Source organism: Roseovarius sp. Pro17 (assembly GCF_035599575.1).
In the GTDB taxonomy this organism is placed as follows: Bacteria; Pseudomonadota; Alphaproteobacteria; order Rhodobacterales; family Rhodobacteraceae; genus Roseovarius.
Map to the genome: position 1 here is coordinate 2,795,496 of NZ_CP141179.1, position 13,911 is coordinate 2,809,406.

Annotated in this window: 16 protein-coding genes and 1 tRNA gene; 10 read left to right on the forward strand and 7 right to left on the reverse strand. The window is 57.1% G+C overall.

Going from position 1 to position 13,911, the window contains the following annotated elements; genetic code table 11:
* Positions 1-11 precede the first annotated feature (11 nt).
* Together U3654_RS13630 and U3654_RS13635 are read right to left on the reverse strand one after the other, a co-directional pair.
* On the reverse strand, positions 12-803 hold the full coding sequence (locus U3654_RS13630) for a nitrilase-related carbon-nitrogen hydrolase (protein WP_324752089.1): 792 nt from the start codon (positions 801-803) through the stop codon (positions 12-14).
* Between the two features lie 13 nt (positions 804-816).
* Positions 817-1,857, reverse strand: a complete 1,041-nt coding sequence (locus U3654_RS13635; RefSeq protein ID WP_324752090.1) for an alcohol dehydrogenase catalytic domain-containing protein — start codon at positions 1,855-1,857, stop codon at positions 817-819.
* A gap of 236 nt (positions 1,858-2,093) precedes the next feature.
* On the opposite strand from U3654_RS13635, the gene speB reads away from it, so the two are divergent.
* The 7 genes from speB (at position 2,094) to U3654_RS13670 (ending at position 8,230) form a co-directional block, all read left to right on the forward strand.
* Positions 2,094-3,047, forward strand: coding sequence for an agmatinase (speB, locus tag U3654_RS13640; protein WP_324752091.1), 954 nt, complete (start codon positions 2,094-2,096; stop codon positions 3,045-3,047).
* Between the two features lie 27 nt (positions 3,048-3,074).
* Positions 3,075-4,154, forward strand: a complete 1,080-nt coding sequence (locus U3654_RS13645; protein ID WP_324752092.1) for an ABC transporter substrate-binding protein — start codon at positions 3,075-3,077, stop codon at positions 4,152-4,154.
* Positions 4,155-4,209: 55 nt separating this feature from the next.
* Positions 4,210-5,268 (forward strand): ABC transporter ATP-binding protein, encoded by a 1,059-nt coding sequence (locus tag U3654_RS13650; RefSeq protein WP_324752093.1) that lies wholly within the window; start codon positions 4,210-4,212, stop codon positions 5,266-5,268.
* A gap of 10 nt (positions 5,269-5,278) precedes the next feature.
* On the forward strand, positions 5,279-6,121 hold the full coding sequence (locus tag U3654_RS13655) for an ABC transporter permease (RefSeq protein ID WP_324752094.1): 843 nt from the start codon (positions 5,279-5,281) through the stop codon (positions 6,119-6,121).
* The gene (locus tag U3654_RS13660; protein WP_324752095.1) at positions 6,118-6,918 is read left to right on the forward strand and encodes an ABC transporter permease; all 801 of its coding nucleotides are present in this window, start codon (positions 6,118-6,120) and stop codon (positions 6,916-6,918) included. Before U3654_RS13655 ends, U3654_RS13660 begins: the two co-directional genes overlap by 4 nt.
* A 58-nt stretch (positions 6,919-6,976) precedes the next feature.
* Positions 6,977-7,052, forward strand: a tRNA-Thr gene (locus tag U3654_RS13665).
* A 278-nt stretch (positions 7,053-7,330) separates the two neighbouring features.
* Positions 7,331-8,230: an SOS response-associated peptidase gene (locus U3654_RS13670; RefSeq protein ID WP_324752096.1), complete on the forward strand. Its 900-nt coding sequence runs from the start codon at positions 7,331-7,333 to the stop codon at positions 8,228-8,230.
* Positions 8,231-8,237: 7 nt separating this feature from the next.
* Here the strand turns inward: U3654_RS13670 and U3654_RS13675 are convergent, their stop codons facing one another.
* Entirely contained in the window at positions 8,238-8,858 is a 621-nt protein-coding gene (locus U3654_RS13675) for a hypothetical protein (RefSeq protein ID WP_324752097.1), read from the reverse strand.
* 193 nt (positions 8,859-9,051) lie between these two features.
* On the opposite strand from U3654_RS13675, the gene U3654_RS13680 reads away from it, so the two are divergent.
* A complete protein-coding gene (locus tag U3654_RS13680) occupies positions 9,052-9,432 on the forward strand; it encodes a hypothetical protein (protein WP_324752098.1) in 381 nt (126 codons plus the stop codon).
* A gap of 892 nt (positions 9,433-10,324) precedes the next feature.
* On the forward strand, positions 10,325-10,546 hold the full coding sequence (locus tag U3654_RS13685; RefSeq protein ID WP_324752099.1) for a histone H1: 222 nt from the start codon (positions 10,325-10,327) through the stop codon (positions 10,544-10,546).
* Here U3654_RS13685 and U3654_RS13690 read toward each other — a convergent pair whose 3' ends face one another.
* Genes U3654_RS13690 through U3654_RS13700 form a run of 3 tightly spaced genes read right to left on the reverse strand, consistent with a single transcriptional unit; the run spans position 10,547 to position 11,715 of the window.
* Positions 10,547-11,002, reverse strand: a complete 456-nt coding sequence (locus U3654_RS13690; RefSeq protein WP_324752100.1) for a DUF7689 domain-containing protein — start codon at positions 11,000-11,002, stop codon at positions 10,547-10,549.
* Entirely contained in the window at positions 10,986-11,369 is a 384-nt protein-coding gene (locus U3654_RS13695) for a hypothetical protein (RefSeq protein ID WP_324752101.1), read from the reverse strand. Before U3654_RS13695 ends, U3654_RS13690 begins: the two co-directional genes overlap by 17 nt.
* Positions 11,359-11,715, reverse strand: coding sequence for a hypothetical protein (locus U3654_RS13700; protein WP_324752102.1), 357 nt, complete (start codon positions 11,713-11,715; stop codon positions 11,359-11,361). The genes U3654_RS13695 and U3654_RS13700 overlap by 11 nt, the downstream gene beginning before the upstream one ends.
* A 130-nt stretch (positions 11,716-11,845) precedes the next feature.
* Here U3654_RS13700 and U3654_RS13705 point away from each other — a divergent pair, with 130 nt between their 5' ends.
* Positions 11,846-12,742, forward strand: coding sequence for an IS1 family transposase (locus tag U3654_RS13705; RefSeq protein WP_324752103.1), 897 nt, complete (start codon positions 11,846-11,848; stop codon positions 12,740-12,742).
* Here U3654_RS13705 and U3654_RS13710 read toward each other — a convergent pair.
* The gene (locus U3654_RS13710) at positions 12,734-13,042 is read right to left on the reverse strand and encodes a hypothetical protein (RefSeq protein WP_324755360.1); all 309 of its coding nucleotides are present in this window, start codon (positions 13,040-13,042) and stop codon (positions 12,734-12,736) included. The genes U3654_RS13705 and U3654_RS13710 overlap by 9 nt on opposite strands.
* Positions 13,043-13,911: the final 869 nt, after the last annotated feature.

The window sequence follows — 13,911 nt, forward strand, 5'->3', positions numbered from 1 at the left end:
TTTAACACGTGTCAGATCAGGCCTTGGGCCGCCGCATCCTCCAAATAAGGATTCGCCGCGTTCGAGTCGGCGTAAGTGGCCGGGTCGAGATCGGCGTAGATCAGCGCATCACCGCCCTCGCCCGCCTCGGCCAGCACCGAGCCATCAGGCGCGGCAATGGACGACAGGCCCTGATAGGCAAAGCCTTCGTCGGCGTCCGAATTGTCGGCGTAGGCGATAAACACCTGGCTCTCAAACGCTCGCGCGCGGATCGTGTGACGGGCGACCATGACGCTGGCGGCGTCCTTGGGCAATGCGGTCGGCACGGCGATCAGGTCGGCCCCGGCGACAGCGAGGCGGCGCACGTTTTCGGGGAATTCCACATCGTAGCAGATGAGGCATCCGACCTTCAGCCCCTCCATATCTGCTATAATTGTCGAGGGGCCGGCGGCTGTAAACAGGCCCTTTTCATAGGGACCATAGAGGCAGCCCTTGCGATAGACCGTTACATCCCGAGGCCGGGTGCGGTCCACCATCATCGCGCTGATATGGCGCAATTCGCCTGCATCCTCTGGAAATCCGGCGATCACGCTGATTCCGTGCTTTGCCGCCGCCGCGCCCAGCGCCTGCGCCCAAGGGCCATCCGGTCGCTGCGCCTCACGCGTCAGCGGTGCGCCGCGGCCATAGCCCGAAAGCGCCAATTCGGGCGCGATCATCAGGCGCGCACCCGCCTCTGCGGCTTTGGCCATGGCGTCGGTGATCCGCTGGGGGCGGGCCGCCGACTCAATCGCGGCGGACATTTGGAAAACTGCGATTTTGGTCATGGCTTTGCCCCCTTTAGCGTGCAAAATCGATGCAGAGGCGGCCCGTAACCTCACCCGCCTTCAGCCGGTTCAATGCCGCGTCGACATCGGCAAAACTGACTGCCTCGACATCCACGGCCAGCGGGTTCGCAGCAGCGAATGCCAGGAAATCGGCCAGTTCGGACCGCGTACCCACCGACGAACCAAAGACGCGATGGCCCCCGTCGATCAGCCACATCATCGACAGTGGCATCGGATCATGCACCATGGCGATGGCGACGATGTCGGCCATCGGGTTAACCGCCGCTTCGACCGTGTCCCAAATCGCCGGGCTGGGGGCAAAGTTCAGCACCACGTCGGCGCCACCGGCGTCCTTGATCGCCTGCCCCGCGTCCTCGCCTGCCAGCACCGTCATGTCCGCGCCCAGTTTCTTGGCGGTGGTCAGCTTGGCCTCGTCGCGGTCGACGACGATCACGCGCGCGCCGCGCGCCTTGGCGATGAGGATGCCGTATTGTCCTAGCCCCCCAGCGCCGATGATCGCCACATTTGTCCCGGCCTCCAGCTTTGTCTTGCGCAGGGCCGACCACGCCGTAAGCCCCGCGCAGAGCAGCGGTGCGCCCTCAAGCGGGTCGATGGAATCTGGGATCTGCACGGCGAAATTCGCAGGGCACAGCGCATATTCGGCAAATGCGCCGTGTTTCTGCACGCCGCGCGCGGTGTTCTCCGCACACAGCACCTCATGGCCGGTCATGCACGGCTTGCACGCAAGGCAGGTGTCATAGATCCACGGCAGCCCGATGCGGGTGCCGATAGCGGGGGCATTCTGCGTCCCCGGCCCGATGGCGACGACGCGACCGATGCCTTCGTGCCCGAGGATCAGGGGATAGTAGCTATCCGGCAGATCCTCCTGCCCATCGCGCAGATGCAGGTCGGAATGGCAGACGCCGCATGTCTCGAGCTTGACCAGCACCTGACCCGTGCCGGGGGTAGGCATGGCGACCTCGCGCATCTCCAGCGGGGCACCGGGGGCGGGGCAGAGGGCGGCTTGCATTGTCAGCGGAAGGGTATCCGGCATGGCTGGTCTCCTTTGGCGGGGGCCGTTTCGAGGCTATGCTACGCCGCGAACCTGCGAAGTGGAAGTGCGTGACTCTCGAAGCCCGACACGCCCGGACGCAAGCCGAAGTCGCGGGCGCGCTTCATCAACGAGGTCGATTGGGTCACGCAAAAAGATGGCCGCGCAATGTTCTTTCCTTGCCCGCCCTGCCCTAGACTAACGGCCTACGCCCCGCATCTGCCAAGAGGGAATCACCCATGAGCAACGCACCGAAATTCAACCAGCCGCTTGGCGGTAACGACATGCCGCGCTTTGGCGGCACCACCACCATGATGCGGCTGCCGCAGCAGGATACGGCCAAGGGTCTGGATGCCTGTTTCATCGGAATTCCCATGGATATCGGCACATCGAACCGCACCGGCACGCGCCACGGCCCGCGTGCCATCCGCGCCGAAAGCGCCATGATGCGCCCCTACAACATGGCCACTGGCGCCGGGCCTTTTGCCAAGATGCAGGTCGCCGATATCGGCGACGTGGCGATCAACACCTTCGATCTGAAAAAGACGGTGGATATCATCACCGCCGCCTATGACGAGATCCTGAAACATGACGTCGTGCCGCTGACGCTGGGCGGCGATCATACGCTAACCTACCCCGTTCTTCGCGCGATTGCGAAAAAACACGGGCCGGTTGCCCTGATTCATGTCGATGCCCATTCCGACACCAATGACGAGATGTTCGGCGAAAAGATTGCGCACGGCACACCGTTTCGCCGCGCGGTCGACGATGGCTTACTGCTGAACGACAAAGTGTTCCAGATCGGCCTGCGCGGCACCGGCTATGAGCCTGGCGATTTCGACTGGGGCCGTGATCAGGGATTTACCGTGATCCAGGCCGAGGAATGCTGGCACAAGTCGCTGACGCCGCTGATGGACGATATCCGTGCCAAGATCGGCGATGCGCCCTGCTATCTGACCTATGATATCGACAGCCTCGATCCGTCGATCGCACCCGGCACCGGCACGATGGAAATCGGCGGGCTGACCACTATTCAGGCGCTCGAGATCGTGCGCGGTTGCAAGGGGCTGAACATCGTCGGCGGCGATCTGGTCGAGGTGTCGCCGCAATATGACACCACCGGCGCGACCGCCATGATCGGCGCGAACCTGCTATACGAAATGCTGTGCGTGCTGCCCAAGACTTGGGCCTGACACAACATAACCAAGGGAGAGGATAAAATGAAAAACACACTCACTCGCCGCCGCTTTATCGGCACCGCTGCCGCCACCGGGGCCGCCACTCTGGCCGCGCCGTCGATCCTGAGCGCCCAAGGCACGCCGCTGCGCGTCGGCACCTATGGCGGCTTTTTCGAGGACAGCTTCAAGGCGCATATTTTTCCCGGCTTTACCGAGGAAACCGGCATCGAGGTTGACTCCATCGCCGTGCCGACGGGCGAAACCTGGCTGGTCCAGATCAAGAACGCCGCCCGCGCCAAGACCGCGCCTGCAGATGTGTCGCTGATGGCCGGCACGCCCCGCCGCGAGGGCGCCAAGCAAAAGGTGTTCAAGGTAATCGACGACTCCAAGATACCGAACCTTTCGAGCCTGTCGGATCGGTTCAAGGATCGCTACGAGGACGGCGGCCTCTACGGTGTTGGCGGCGTGTCGTGGTACATCACGCTCTGCACCAATTCCGACGTGATCCCCGAGGCGCCGACCAGCTGGAATGCGCTATGGGACAGCAAGTATGAGGATCAGATCGGCCTGCTGGGCCTTGCCACCAATTCATTCCTGCTGGAGGTCACGGCGACCACACATTTCGGCGGAACCGACATCCTGTCGACCAAGGAGGGCATCAGCGAGGTCTTTGACAAGCTGGCCGAGGTCGTGCCGAACGTGCGCCTTTGGTACAAGGACGAGGGCAGCTTTCAGCAGGCGTTGCAACAGGGCGAAATCCCGATGGGCCAATATTATCATGACGTTGCCGGACTGGCGGCTGCCGAAGGCTTCCCCGTCGTGTCGACCTTCCCCGAAGAGGGCGGCATCCTGGACAGCGGCTATTGGATCGTGCCGGAATACGCCGAGGCAGACGACGAAATCGCCGCCTTCATCAACTACATGTCCAAGCCCGAGACGCAGGCGGTTCTGGCGCGCAACGTCGGCACGGCACCCGTGGTCGATCCCGCGCTGACGGACCTTTCCCCCGAAGAGCTGGCCGCCGTTTCCAGCGATATTGAGCCGATCATCCCGCGCTATGACATTTACGGCGAGCATGGTCCGTTCATCTCGGACCGCTGGAACCAGATGATCGCCGGCTGACCTGCCATGGCCCGGCCCTGCAATGGGTCGGGCCGTCGACGACAAGGAATCGCGCATGACGGGCCTCACCATCCAAGGCGTCACCAAGACATTCGGCAGTATCACCGCCGTTGAGGACGTAAATCTAGAGTTTACCGACGGCGAGATGATCTGCTTTCTTGGCCCCTCGGGCTGCGGCAAAACTACCCTTCTGCGCATAATCGCAGGGCTGGAAGAGCCGACAACCGGCACCATTTCCATGGCCGGGCGCGATCTGACGCAGGTGCCAGTGCATCAGCGCGATGTCGGTATGGTGTTCCAGTCCTTTGCGCTGTTCCCGCATCTGTCGGTCGGTGAAAACATCACCTATTCCATGCGCATCCGCGGCCATTCGCGCAGCGAGCGCGAGGACCGCGCAACCGAGCTATTGGACATGATGCACCTGCCCGGCATGACGGATCGTCGCATCAGCCAGCTATCGGGCGGCCAGCGCCAGCGCGTCGCCATCGCCCGCGCGCTGGCGCTGAACCCGCAGGTTTTTCTGCTGGACGAGCCGATGTCGGCCCTCGACGCCAATCTGCGCGAGGCCATGCAGATCGAGCTGCGCAAACTGCAACAGGAGCTGGGCATCACCACGATCGTCGTCACCCACGATCAGACCGAGGCGATGACCATGGCCGACACCATCGTCGTCATGGGACAGGCCCGTGTCCTGCAATCGGGCACGCCAATGGAGATATATAAATCCCCCATCGACCGCGCCGTCGCCAATTTCATCGGCACGTCTAACCTGCTGCCCGCCTGCATGACCAGCGCGGATACCGCACAGGTCGGCGAAACGCAGCTAAGCATCGCAACCAATGCGGGCGGCTTTGCCAAGGGCGACGAGGTGGTGCTGATGACTCGCCCCGAAGAGGTGTTCGTGCGTCCCGCCAATGGCGCGCTACAGCAAAACGCCGTGCCGGGCCGCGTCACATTCATCCGCGATATCGGCGCAACCATCGAAATTCTGGTGGATTGCGGCGGGCATGAGGTGATCTCGGTTATGACGCCCAAGGACCGGCCAGACGTGCGCACCGGGCAGGACGTGCATGTCCAGATGCCCAAGGACGCGTGTAGCGTCCTCGCACTGTGAGGGGGCCGCGATGAGCAAACCCGGCATCGCGCGCTACGTTGCCCTTGTCCCGTCCTCGGTGATGATCGGTGTCTTCTTTGCCATCCCCTTCGCGCTGATCCTCGCTGTCAGCGTCTCCAGCCCGGCGGATGACGCCGATTTCCGGCTGGGGTTCGACCTGCAACATTTCCAGCGCTTCGCGACGTGGTTCTATATCGAGCGCGCGCTGTTTTCGGCCGGGTTATGCGCACTCATTGCCGCTATCAGCATGACCATCGCGTTTCCGTTCACCTACTTCCTGACAACGTTCAAACGACGGTCGCAGGATTGGTGGCTGATCTACATCCTCGCGCAATTGTCGCTGTCAGAGGTGCTGATCGCCTTCAGCTGGCAAATTCTGCTATCGCGGACGGCGGGCGTCGGCAATATCCTCGCATGGGTCGGCATCGTCGAAAAAAGCTTCTCCATGACGCCGTCTGCGGGTGCAGTGATCGCGGCGCTCGTCTACCTCACTGTCCCCTTTTCAGTCCTGCTGCTATTCCCAGCACTCAGCCGGATGGATCGCAGCCTGCTGGAGGCCGCGCGCACGCTGGGCGCGTCCCCGATGCGCACGTTTTTCACTGTAGTGATCCCGATCACGCGCCCGGCCATCATCTCGGGCGGGGTAACGGTGTTCGTGCTGACGCTGGGCGCCATCATTGTGCCACAGGTGCTGGGCGCACCGCAGCACTGGACGCTGTCGGTGCTGATTACTGATCAAGCCATCTTCAACTTCAACATGCCCTTCGCCTCGGCGCTGGCGGTCGTGTTGCTCGCGCTCAGCGCAAGTGTGATCGCCGCTGTATCGTGGCTGGGCCGGAGGAGAGAGGTATGATGACCGCCGTCATGACCGCCCTCAAACGCCTCTACATGACGCTCTTTGCGCTCTACCTGATCGGGCCGATCATCGTCATCACGGCGGTGTCGTTCAACGCGCAAAAGTTCATCGCATTCCCGCCACGCGGCTTTTCGCTGCGCTGGTACGCCGCAATTTTCACCGAGGCCGACTGGTTCGGCGCGCTGGTCAATTCGCTGATTATCGCGGCAGCATCGGCCCTGCTGGCGACTGCCATCGCGCTGCCAGTGGCCTATATGGCATGGCGCTATGGCCTGCGCTATGCGCGCGCTTTGTTCGCGCTGGGGATCGCGCCCTTTATCCTGCCGCCGGTGATCATGGCGTTGGCGTTCCTCATCTTTTTCAGCAGCGCGGGGGTGAACGGGCTGATGATCAACGTGATTATCGCCCACGCCATCTTCTTGCTGGCGCTGCCGTTGGTCACGATATCGCTGGGATTGGAGAGCATAGACAAGGCGCTGATTGAGGCCAGCCAGACCATGGGCGCAACGGGCTGGACTGTGTTCCGCACGATCATCGCGCCCATCGCCGCGCCATTTGCATTGGCCGGCTTCGCGTTCTGTTTCGTGCTAAGCCTGAACGAATATATCATCGCCTTGATGACCGTAGGCTTCACCGTCGAAACGCTGCCGGTCAAGATCTTTAATGCGCTGCGCTACGGCTATACGCCGGTAATCGCGTCCATCGCGGTGCTCTTTCTGTCGGTGAACATCGCAGTCTTTTCACTGATCGCGCGGTTCAGCAATCTGGCGCGTATATTGGGCGCGATGGACTGAGCAAGCTGCGGAGCGGGTTGCACGGTCTGATCCAAACGTCTAAATACTCCGTCGCATAGCCCCAATAGCTCAGCTGGTAGAGCAACTGTTTCGTAAATAGTAGGTCGGCGGTTCGAGTCCGTCTTGGGGCACCAGTTAAAATAGAATTTTGCATGTATTTTCGTTAGTTACGCCATAACCTTGCGCTTCTATCCCCCTTTACGTCCCCCTTTCGCTCCTTGCTGATATGGCTTCTAGGGCAGTTTTCAGTGGGCAGTAAAATTCAACTGTTTGGACCTTCTTGATTGTTGCAAATCACGCGATGTTCAGTCTTTGTTCTGGGATGGTCAGACGCTCCACCCCCCAAAGCAAGATAGATGATTCTGCATTCCCAATTCGGATAAAGGTCGCTGTGCCCTCCGGCGGCTTCGGCATGGTGCTGAGCCATTGCTACACTTGGCTGAATGACCGTCTTGGCGTTGGTTTTTTTGCCAGCCATTCGGCAACCTCCACCGGGGTCAACGCCGTAGCGTTTTACTTCCGAGACGTCGAGAATGCTCGGACATTCTTAGAGGCTCATCCGATGTTGGAGCTGGCTGACGGCACTGCATCAATAGCATATAGTTCGCCAAACCATGATGGTGCGTGGCAGTCGGAGGATTTTCTAGGCGTGTGCAATCTTTATTCTATGACCACAAGCCAAGCGGCAATCACTGATCTAATCAAGGTCTGGAAAGACAGCACCGGCAACCTTCCGGTGTTGACGGGCATCTATCCCGATTATTCCGCTCCGGTCATCCGCAACACTGATCAAGGACGGCAATTGGTCAACATGCGCTGGGGGATGCCATCGCCTGCCTTCGCTTTGAAGAACCGGAACGCGGATTCTGGGATTACCAATATCCGCAACACGTCATCTCCATATTGGCGGCGATGGCTTAGTGTTCAGCATCGATGCCTTGTCCCGTTTAACAGCTTTTCGGAATACGAAAAAAAGACTGGTCAGCCTGCCGCTCCAATTTGGTTTGCTTTGAATGAAACGCGCCCGCTCGCGTTCTTCGCAGGCATCTGGACAAGCTGGACCTCAGTGCGAAAGGTGAAAGAGGGGGAAACAACTAACGATCTTTTCGGGTTTTTGACGACAGATGCGAATGGCGTTGTCGCACCGATACATCCGAAGGCCATGCCCGTCATTTTGAACCATCCTGATCAATGGGAAACTTGGCTGAATGCACCGCCCGACGCTGCGTTGGCTTTGCAGAAACCACTGCCAGACGATGCGTTGCAAATCGTGGCAACGGGCAAGCCATCTGACGGCACTACAAGCAAGTGAAATTGCGCTAATCGCCCCGGCACTTGTTGAAACGCAAGAGCCAATCCATCGTCAGGCCCAGCGCCTCAGCCTCGCGTTCTTCGTATTCTGAGACCAGTCGCTGATAGGTCGCATGGTGCATGTGCTTGGGTCTGCCCCAGCCAGATCCCTCAAATATGCCGGGCGGCCATTCCAGGCGGTCGCGCAGCTTGTCAGCCCGGCGCGTCGCCCGGTCGCGCCTGTTCTCGTTCTCGGATGGATACCCCAGCCCGTGACAGCTACGACAGGCAAAGATTGCGCCACCGTAGAGAACGGCCACACGATTGCCGCAGCCGCGCGCTGGGCACAGAAACCACGGGCGCGCGCCGCCAAGGTGGCAAGGCGTCCGGTCGATCTGGACGGGATAGCATTGGTCCTGCCATGCGCCGCCATTATCTCGGCTGCGATAATTCAGCAGTATGTGCCCCGCCGCCGCCGACACTTGGATATCGCCAATTGTGCTCCCGGTGCGGGACCATGCGTAGGAACAGGTGCGCCCGGAATCCAGCCAGCCATCGGAGGCAAGCTTGGCGATTCTCAGTTCCTTCATATCATCGACCGTGTTGCGCGTGCCGCAGCGCCAGTGATTGCCGCTGCCGAATCCGCCCATATTTCTCGCTCCATTTTTGCCCAAATCATTTGGCAAGTTGTGGCTTTCACCCATTCGACCATGACAGCCGCAACGGCACGCAGTTCAACTTCATAATTCTGACACTAATTCACCAAAAGTCTGCCCTCTACCGTTGGCAAGAACGAGAGAGACGCTAGGCGTCACTCTCCCCGTCAAACAAATGAGGCTAGACTTGAAATATTTAATCATCCCTATGCTTGCCGCTACGACACTGGTTTCAGCGTGTGCAAGCAAAAGCGCCGATATTCCTGCAAGCTATGTATCGACAATGCAGTATCAAGGCCATTCGTGCAGACAAATCGGGGCTGAGGCTCAAGCTGTTTCTGCGAGAGCTTCCCAAGTTATGTCCACTCAAGACAAGAAGGCCCAGAATGACGGCGCCGCAATGGCGGTTGGAATGGTTCTGTTCTGGCCAGCCCTATTCTTTTTAAAGGGAGATGCCGAGACTTCAGCTGAAGTTGCGCGCATGAAAGGTGAAATGGAGGCTCTTGAGAAAGCGAGCATCCAAAAAAATTGCGGAATCAAATTTGAGCGCGCTCCCAAATCTGCATAACACCTTGTTCTGGTGCGGTCTGAACAAATCGACAGCAAGGCCGCACCGGAAATATCATATTTGCCCCTCCCCAATTCGCCCGCGTGTTTCAGTTGCTTGCAGCTGCGGCCCCTCGGAAGTTTGCTATGCCCACCCCAATTTCACTCCATTTTGCCCGTGCCTAATCTGACTGAGCAACGCGATGATCGTGAAGCCGACCAATGATGGGAACCCTTTTACGTTTACCGGGTTCAATGCACATTTAGCGCCGCAACCGAGTCCCTTGATGCGCCCTATTTAGTATTCCTGCTTGCGCGCTTACGCGCGCGCGAGGATACCTGTAGTAACAATGCCGGGAATGGATACCCGCCGGTCCCTGTGCGGATGACGTTAGAGTTTTAGCTGCCCCCGCCTGCCATCGCGGTTGAGCGTCAGAAACCCTGAATTGTGGCTACGTGAAATGCGTACTCTACGCCGGTACTGACTCGGCATCGCCAAGCCTGTTTGACGCCCCCTACCCCGCCTCTCGCTTGGCACCCTAAATAGGGGGTATAAGTAACTCTCCGGCCCTCACCTTGAGGACTAGTGCAGGTCGCAAAATTCACACCATCACAAATCAGGCTTTTCAGGTCCGGCTTTCGCGTGTCTCTGAGAAAGCGTGTGCCTATGGCTAGATGTAGATATGTCATGTTTATTGTGACGCCGTTGCGCTCAATATCGCGTTTCGCGTCACAGAAAACAGGACGGTTCGCGTCCTCATACTCAACATTTTCAACATGCGTCCTCTTTTTTGTGACGGCCATGCACAATATTTGAGCGGGGATTCTGGAATTTTAGGCAATGGCTCATTTCGAAATCTGACCCTACGCAGCTTTGATTTGCGCCCAGTCCTGGCAGGCCCTATCTTGTAGGTATGACAGACAAACCCAAAAGACCCCGTGACGCCAACCAGCTTGCCCATATGATTGTTGGGATCGCCACTGGTGAAATTGATGACGCCCAACCGGAGAAGGCCGAGGGGCAACGAAAAGGCGGGTTGAAGGGTGGCAAGGCAAGATCTAAGGCGCTCTCTTCAGAAAAGCGCTCGGAGATTGCGACAAATGCGGCAAATGCACGCTGGAAAAATCGAAAATAGTCACTTCACGCGTTGCATGAAGTATGCGATTTCTCCGTAACCATTGGCGGAAATATCGTCCAAACATGTTTTTGAATGGCTGATGTCGTAAGACTTTCCGAGCTTACTGCTCCATGTGCCCTGATCAATCAATTTTGCCGCATGTGTAGGTTCGTTGTGTAGATGAAAGATCGCAATTTTTTCAACACCTTCAACAAAACTGTCATCTGCACATAGTTGAAAGCCAAGTGTTTCATACGCTATCTGGAACGCCGGAAGTGTTGACAATCTCATAGCACCCGGCGGCCAATAACACATGCCCATAGCATCTGGCCACCACCACCGAGTCATATCACCAGCGGCATATGCGATACAGTTGTATACCTCAGTTTGAGGGCTGGTAATCAGTGCGCTCGGCTGGATATTAGGAAAGATCCCAACCAACATAGCTGTATGTGGATTACCTTTGGTAATCATACCAGTCTATCCAAGCCTGAGACATTGCCTTTATATCACCAAGTTGGCTTGGTTTGGCTGGGTTTTGACCGGTGATTAACGCCATCGCCACAATCAGGAAATCAGGTCTTTTCCGCAACTCACTTATTATCAAAGGTAGAATTACATCACCCATATCCACGATATCGCGAAAGGCTTGATTTTTCACGATAACATCAGCCGAAGATGATGTTAACGTTTCGTACCTCCAGCGCTTCAGGTGGCTATAAAACTTTGTGGTGTAATCTGGAGTGCTCGGTGCGTACTTTCCATAAGCAACCGAAGAAAATGATTGATGGGTCGTGTCATAAGTCCCGGCACTGCCAGAATCTCTAAGTTCAGCTGTCATTTTGCTCTGCCCTGATTTTAAGTTCTTTTATCTGTTCTTTTAGCCATTCCTGAATAGCCTCAGCGGATTTTAGGTCGAGAAATATATCAGCTGACATTTCTCGAACTACAGAATCTCGTGTTTCGACTTCGACAAGGTCTCCTAAGTGCCCAGCGTCGTTAAGTGAATATGTGAGTCTACGCGGGATGGCAGGCCGCTCCGAGTATATTGCCATATGTATACGACCATTTGGCGTAAGACCGCCTATCACTCCATCAGCGCGGAGAGACTGAAATCCTGAAGCCTTAATGTAGTCAAAAGAAACCACGGGTTTTCCAGGATCGAAGGTGTTTGACTCTTCAGTCATGCTCGCCTGCCACTAGAATGCCCCCACGTACAGCATGTACTCACTAGACACTAAGATTCGGTTGTTAGCAATAGCCTTTAAACTGACCGATGTGCTTGACTAAGCTGCAGCGGTCAATTGTATTGAGTCTATGAGAAAACTCGACACCAAATCCCGCGCCCTGATCATCCGCCTTCTGGTGGAAGGTACTTCGATACGCGCTACTTCCCGCATTGCTGATGTGTCCAAGAACACGGTCAATAAGCTGTTGATCGACGCTGGCGCAGCCTGCGTGAAATATCATGACGAAAACGTGCGCAACGTCAAAGCGTCTGTGATCCAGTGCGATGAAATCTGGTCCTTCACCTATGCCAAACAAAAGGACGTACGGACCGCCAAGGATGCCCCGGAGAGCGCAGCTGACACATGGACTTGGACCGCAATCGATAGCGACAGCAAACTTATCGTGTCCTACATGGTCGGTGATCGTGACAGCGGGTATGCAATTGAGTTCATGGACGATTTGCGCGGCCGTCTTGCTAACCGGGTGCTGCTGACCACAGACGGCCACAAAGCCTATATGGAGGCCGTCGAGGGCGCATTCGGTGGCGACGTGGACTGTGCGCAGCTGATCAAGATGTATGGCAACGCACCTGCTGGGAACACACATGAGAAGAAATACAGCCCCGCCGAATGCACTGGCATCAAGAAGCGCGCCGTTGAAGGCAACCCTGATCAGGCGCTTATCAGCGCGTCAAATGTTGAGCGAAAAAACCTGACCATGCGGATGCACATGCACCGCTTTGCGCGCTTGACCAACGGCTTTAGCAAGAAGGTTGAGAACCACATGCACGCCGTGGCGCTGCATTTCATGTATTGCAACTTCGCCAAGGTGCATCAGACTTTGAAGGTTACGCCCGCGATGCAGGCTGGTCTGACTAATCGTCTTTGGGATATTGCCGACCTAGTGGCGCTGGTGGATGCAAACGAGCCTGAACCCAAGAAGCGCGGCCCTTACAAAAAGCGTCAGCCGGAAAATTTAAAATGACCCACTACCGAATTTCATGAAGGTCTTGCGGGCAGGCCGACCGTCTGGCGTGGCTTCCTCGGCTATTTTCTGCCTCCAGATCATGGAGCCGCTTAAGCTGATCGCGGTGCGTCCCGCATTCGCCATTGTCCTCGCACCAATGGCGGGCGTGGCTAGCTCCATGCGCCATCGAAAATTGGCCTGAACCGCCACACCTATTTGACGCACGGCTTCCGCCGTTGACCGCCCTTGTTCTTGCAGCAATTCAAGTTGCCGTAGCTTCAGCACAAAATCTTCGGGCCTCTCTGGATTTCCAGCCATCGGCTGGTTCTCCTGAAAACGAGATGAACGTATCCCAGTGAGTAGACCACTTCGAAGGGGGTATTCGAAAGCCACTCAATTAACCGCATTTAGACACACTCTTGACGCATTAAAAAATTAGCAGAGGAACTTGGCATTGCTCAAAAGAGGAAAAAAATGAGACACTTAGCCCTTTTCGCGTTCATGCTAGCAGTTACCATCCCGCATATTGCCAGCGCACATGGTGGAGGTTGCCGCAAGAGTTCTCCTGCGGGTCAGTGCTGTCACATGGACAACAGTACCGGTCGGGTGCACTGCCACTAGGATTTTAGCCATAGAACCTAATTGGAAACCACAATTGTAACGCTACTTTACAAGCGGCATTAGTGGTTTCTGTATCTTTAGGTACCCGTCACAGAAAGCACCAGGACGGTACCGGTGCCTATGGCCCCGTCGGCACATCTGGGGGTTTCTCTTAGGTGTTGAGTGGGGTGCATGATGTTATCGTCGCCATTCAACCTCAACCATCACCCCATAGCAGACACCACATTCAACGAATAACTGCAGCTTTGGCTCAGCAGTAGGGAGGAAGCGGCAGGGCTCTACTAGCGGGCGTCTCAAGTTTTTCGTAACGCCCGCCTGAGTATCTTGGGCAATCTCGTGCAAAGCCAGCTTTGACCGTTTCTGCCTGCGGATCTATCCGAACGCCGTTAGGCATAATAAAATAACAGGTTCCAATTTCGCGGTCATGGGATCGGCGTCCTTCTAAGTCACACTCAATTGATTGAGCCTCACGCATTAGGTCGGCGACGAACCATTTTCCTTTAACGTACGCATCATGACCTCTCTCCGGTGCCGAAATGCCATCCAGACGCACGCGAATCTGCTCA

Coding starts and splice junctions, on each gene's coding strand:
- U3654_RS13660 (WP_324752095.1), top strand. CDS start 6,118: ATGATGACCGCCGTCATGACCGCCCTCAAACGCCTCTACATGACGCTC.
- U3654_RS13690 (WP_324752100.1), bottom strand. CDS start 11,002: ATGATTACCAAAGGTAATCCACATACAGCTATGTTGGTTGGGATCTTT.
- U3654_RS13695 (WP_324752101.1), bottom strand. CDS start 11,369: ATGACAGCTGAACTTAGAGATTCTGGCAGTGCCGGGACTTATGACACG.
- U3654_RS13655 (WP_324752094.1), top strand. CDS start 5,279: ATGAGCAAACCCGGCATCGCGCGCTACGTTGCCCTTGTCCCGTCCTCG.
- U3654_RS13630 (WP_324752089.1), bottom strand. CDS start 803: ATGACCAAAATCGCAGTTTTCCAAATGTCCGCCGCGATTGAGTCGGCG.
- U3654_RS13710 (WP_324755360.1), bottom strand. CDS start 13,042: ATGGCTGGAAATCCAGAGAGGCCCGAAGATTTTGTGCTGAAGCTACGG.
- speB (WP_324752091.1), top strand. CDS start 2,094: ATGAGCAACGCACCGAAATTCAACCAGCCGCTTGGCGGTAACGACATG.
- U3654_RS13705 (WP_324752103.1), top strand. CDS start 11,846: ATGAGAAAACTCGACACCAAATCCCGCGCCCTGATCATCCGCCTTCTG.
- U3654_RS13650 (WP_324752093.1), top strand. CDS start 4,210: ATGACGGGCCTCACCATCCAAGGCGTCACCAAGACATTCGGCAGTATC.
- U3654_RS13670 (WP_324752096.1), top strand. CDS start 7,331: ATGGTGCTGAGCCATTGCTACACTTGGCTGAATGACCGTCTTGGCGTT.
- U3654_RS13645 (WP_324752092.1), top strand. CDS start 3,075: ATGAAAAACACACTCACTCGCCGCCGCTTTATCGGCACCGCTGCCGCC.
- U3654_RS13635 (WP_324752090.1), bottom strand. CDS start 1,857: ATGCCGGATACCCTTCCGCTGACAATGCAAGCCGCCCTCTGCCCCGCC.
- U3654_RS13685 (WP_324752099.1), top strand. CDS start 10,325: ATGACAGACAAACCCAAAAGACCCCGTGACGCCAACCAGCTTGCCCAT.
- U3654_RS13675 (WP_324752097.1), bottom strand. CDS start 8,858: ATGGGCGGATTCGGCAGCGGCAATCACTGGCGCTGCGGCACGCGCAAC.
- U3654_RS13700 (WP_324752102.1), bottom strand. CDS start 11,715: ATGACTGAAGAGTCAAACACCTTCGATCCTGGAAAACCCGTGGTTTCT.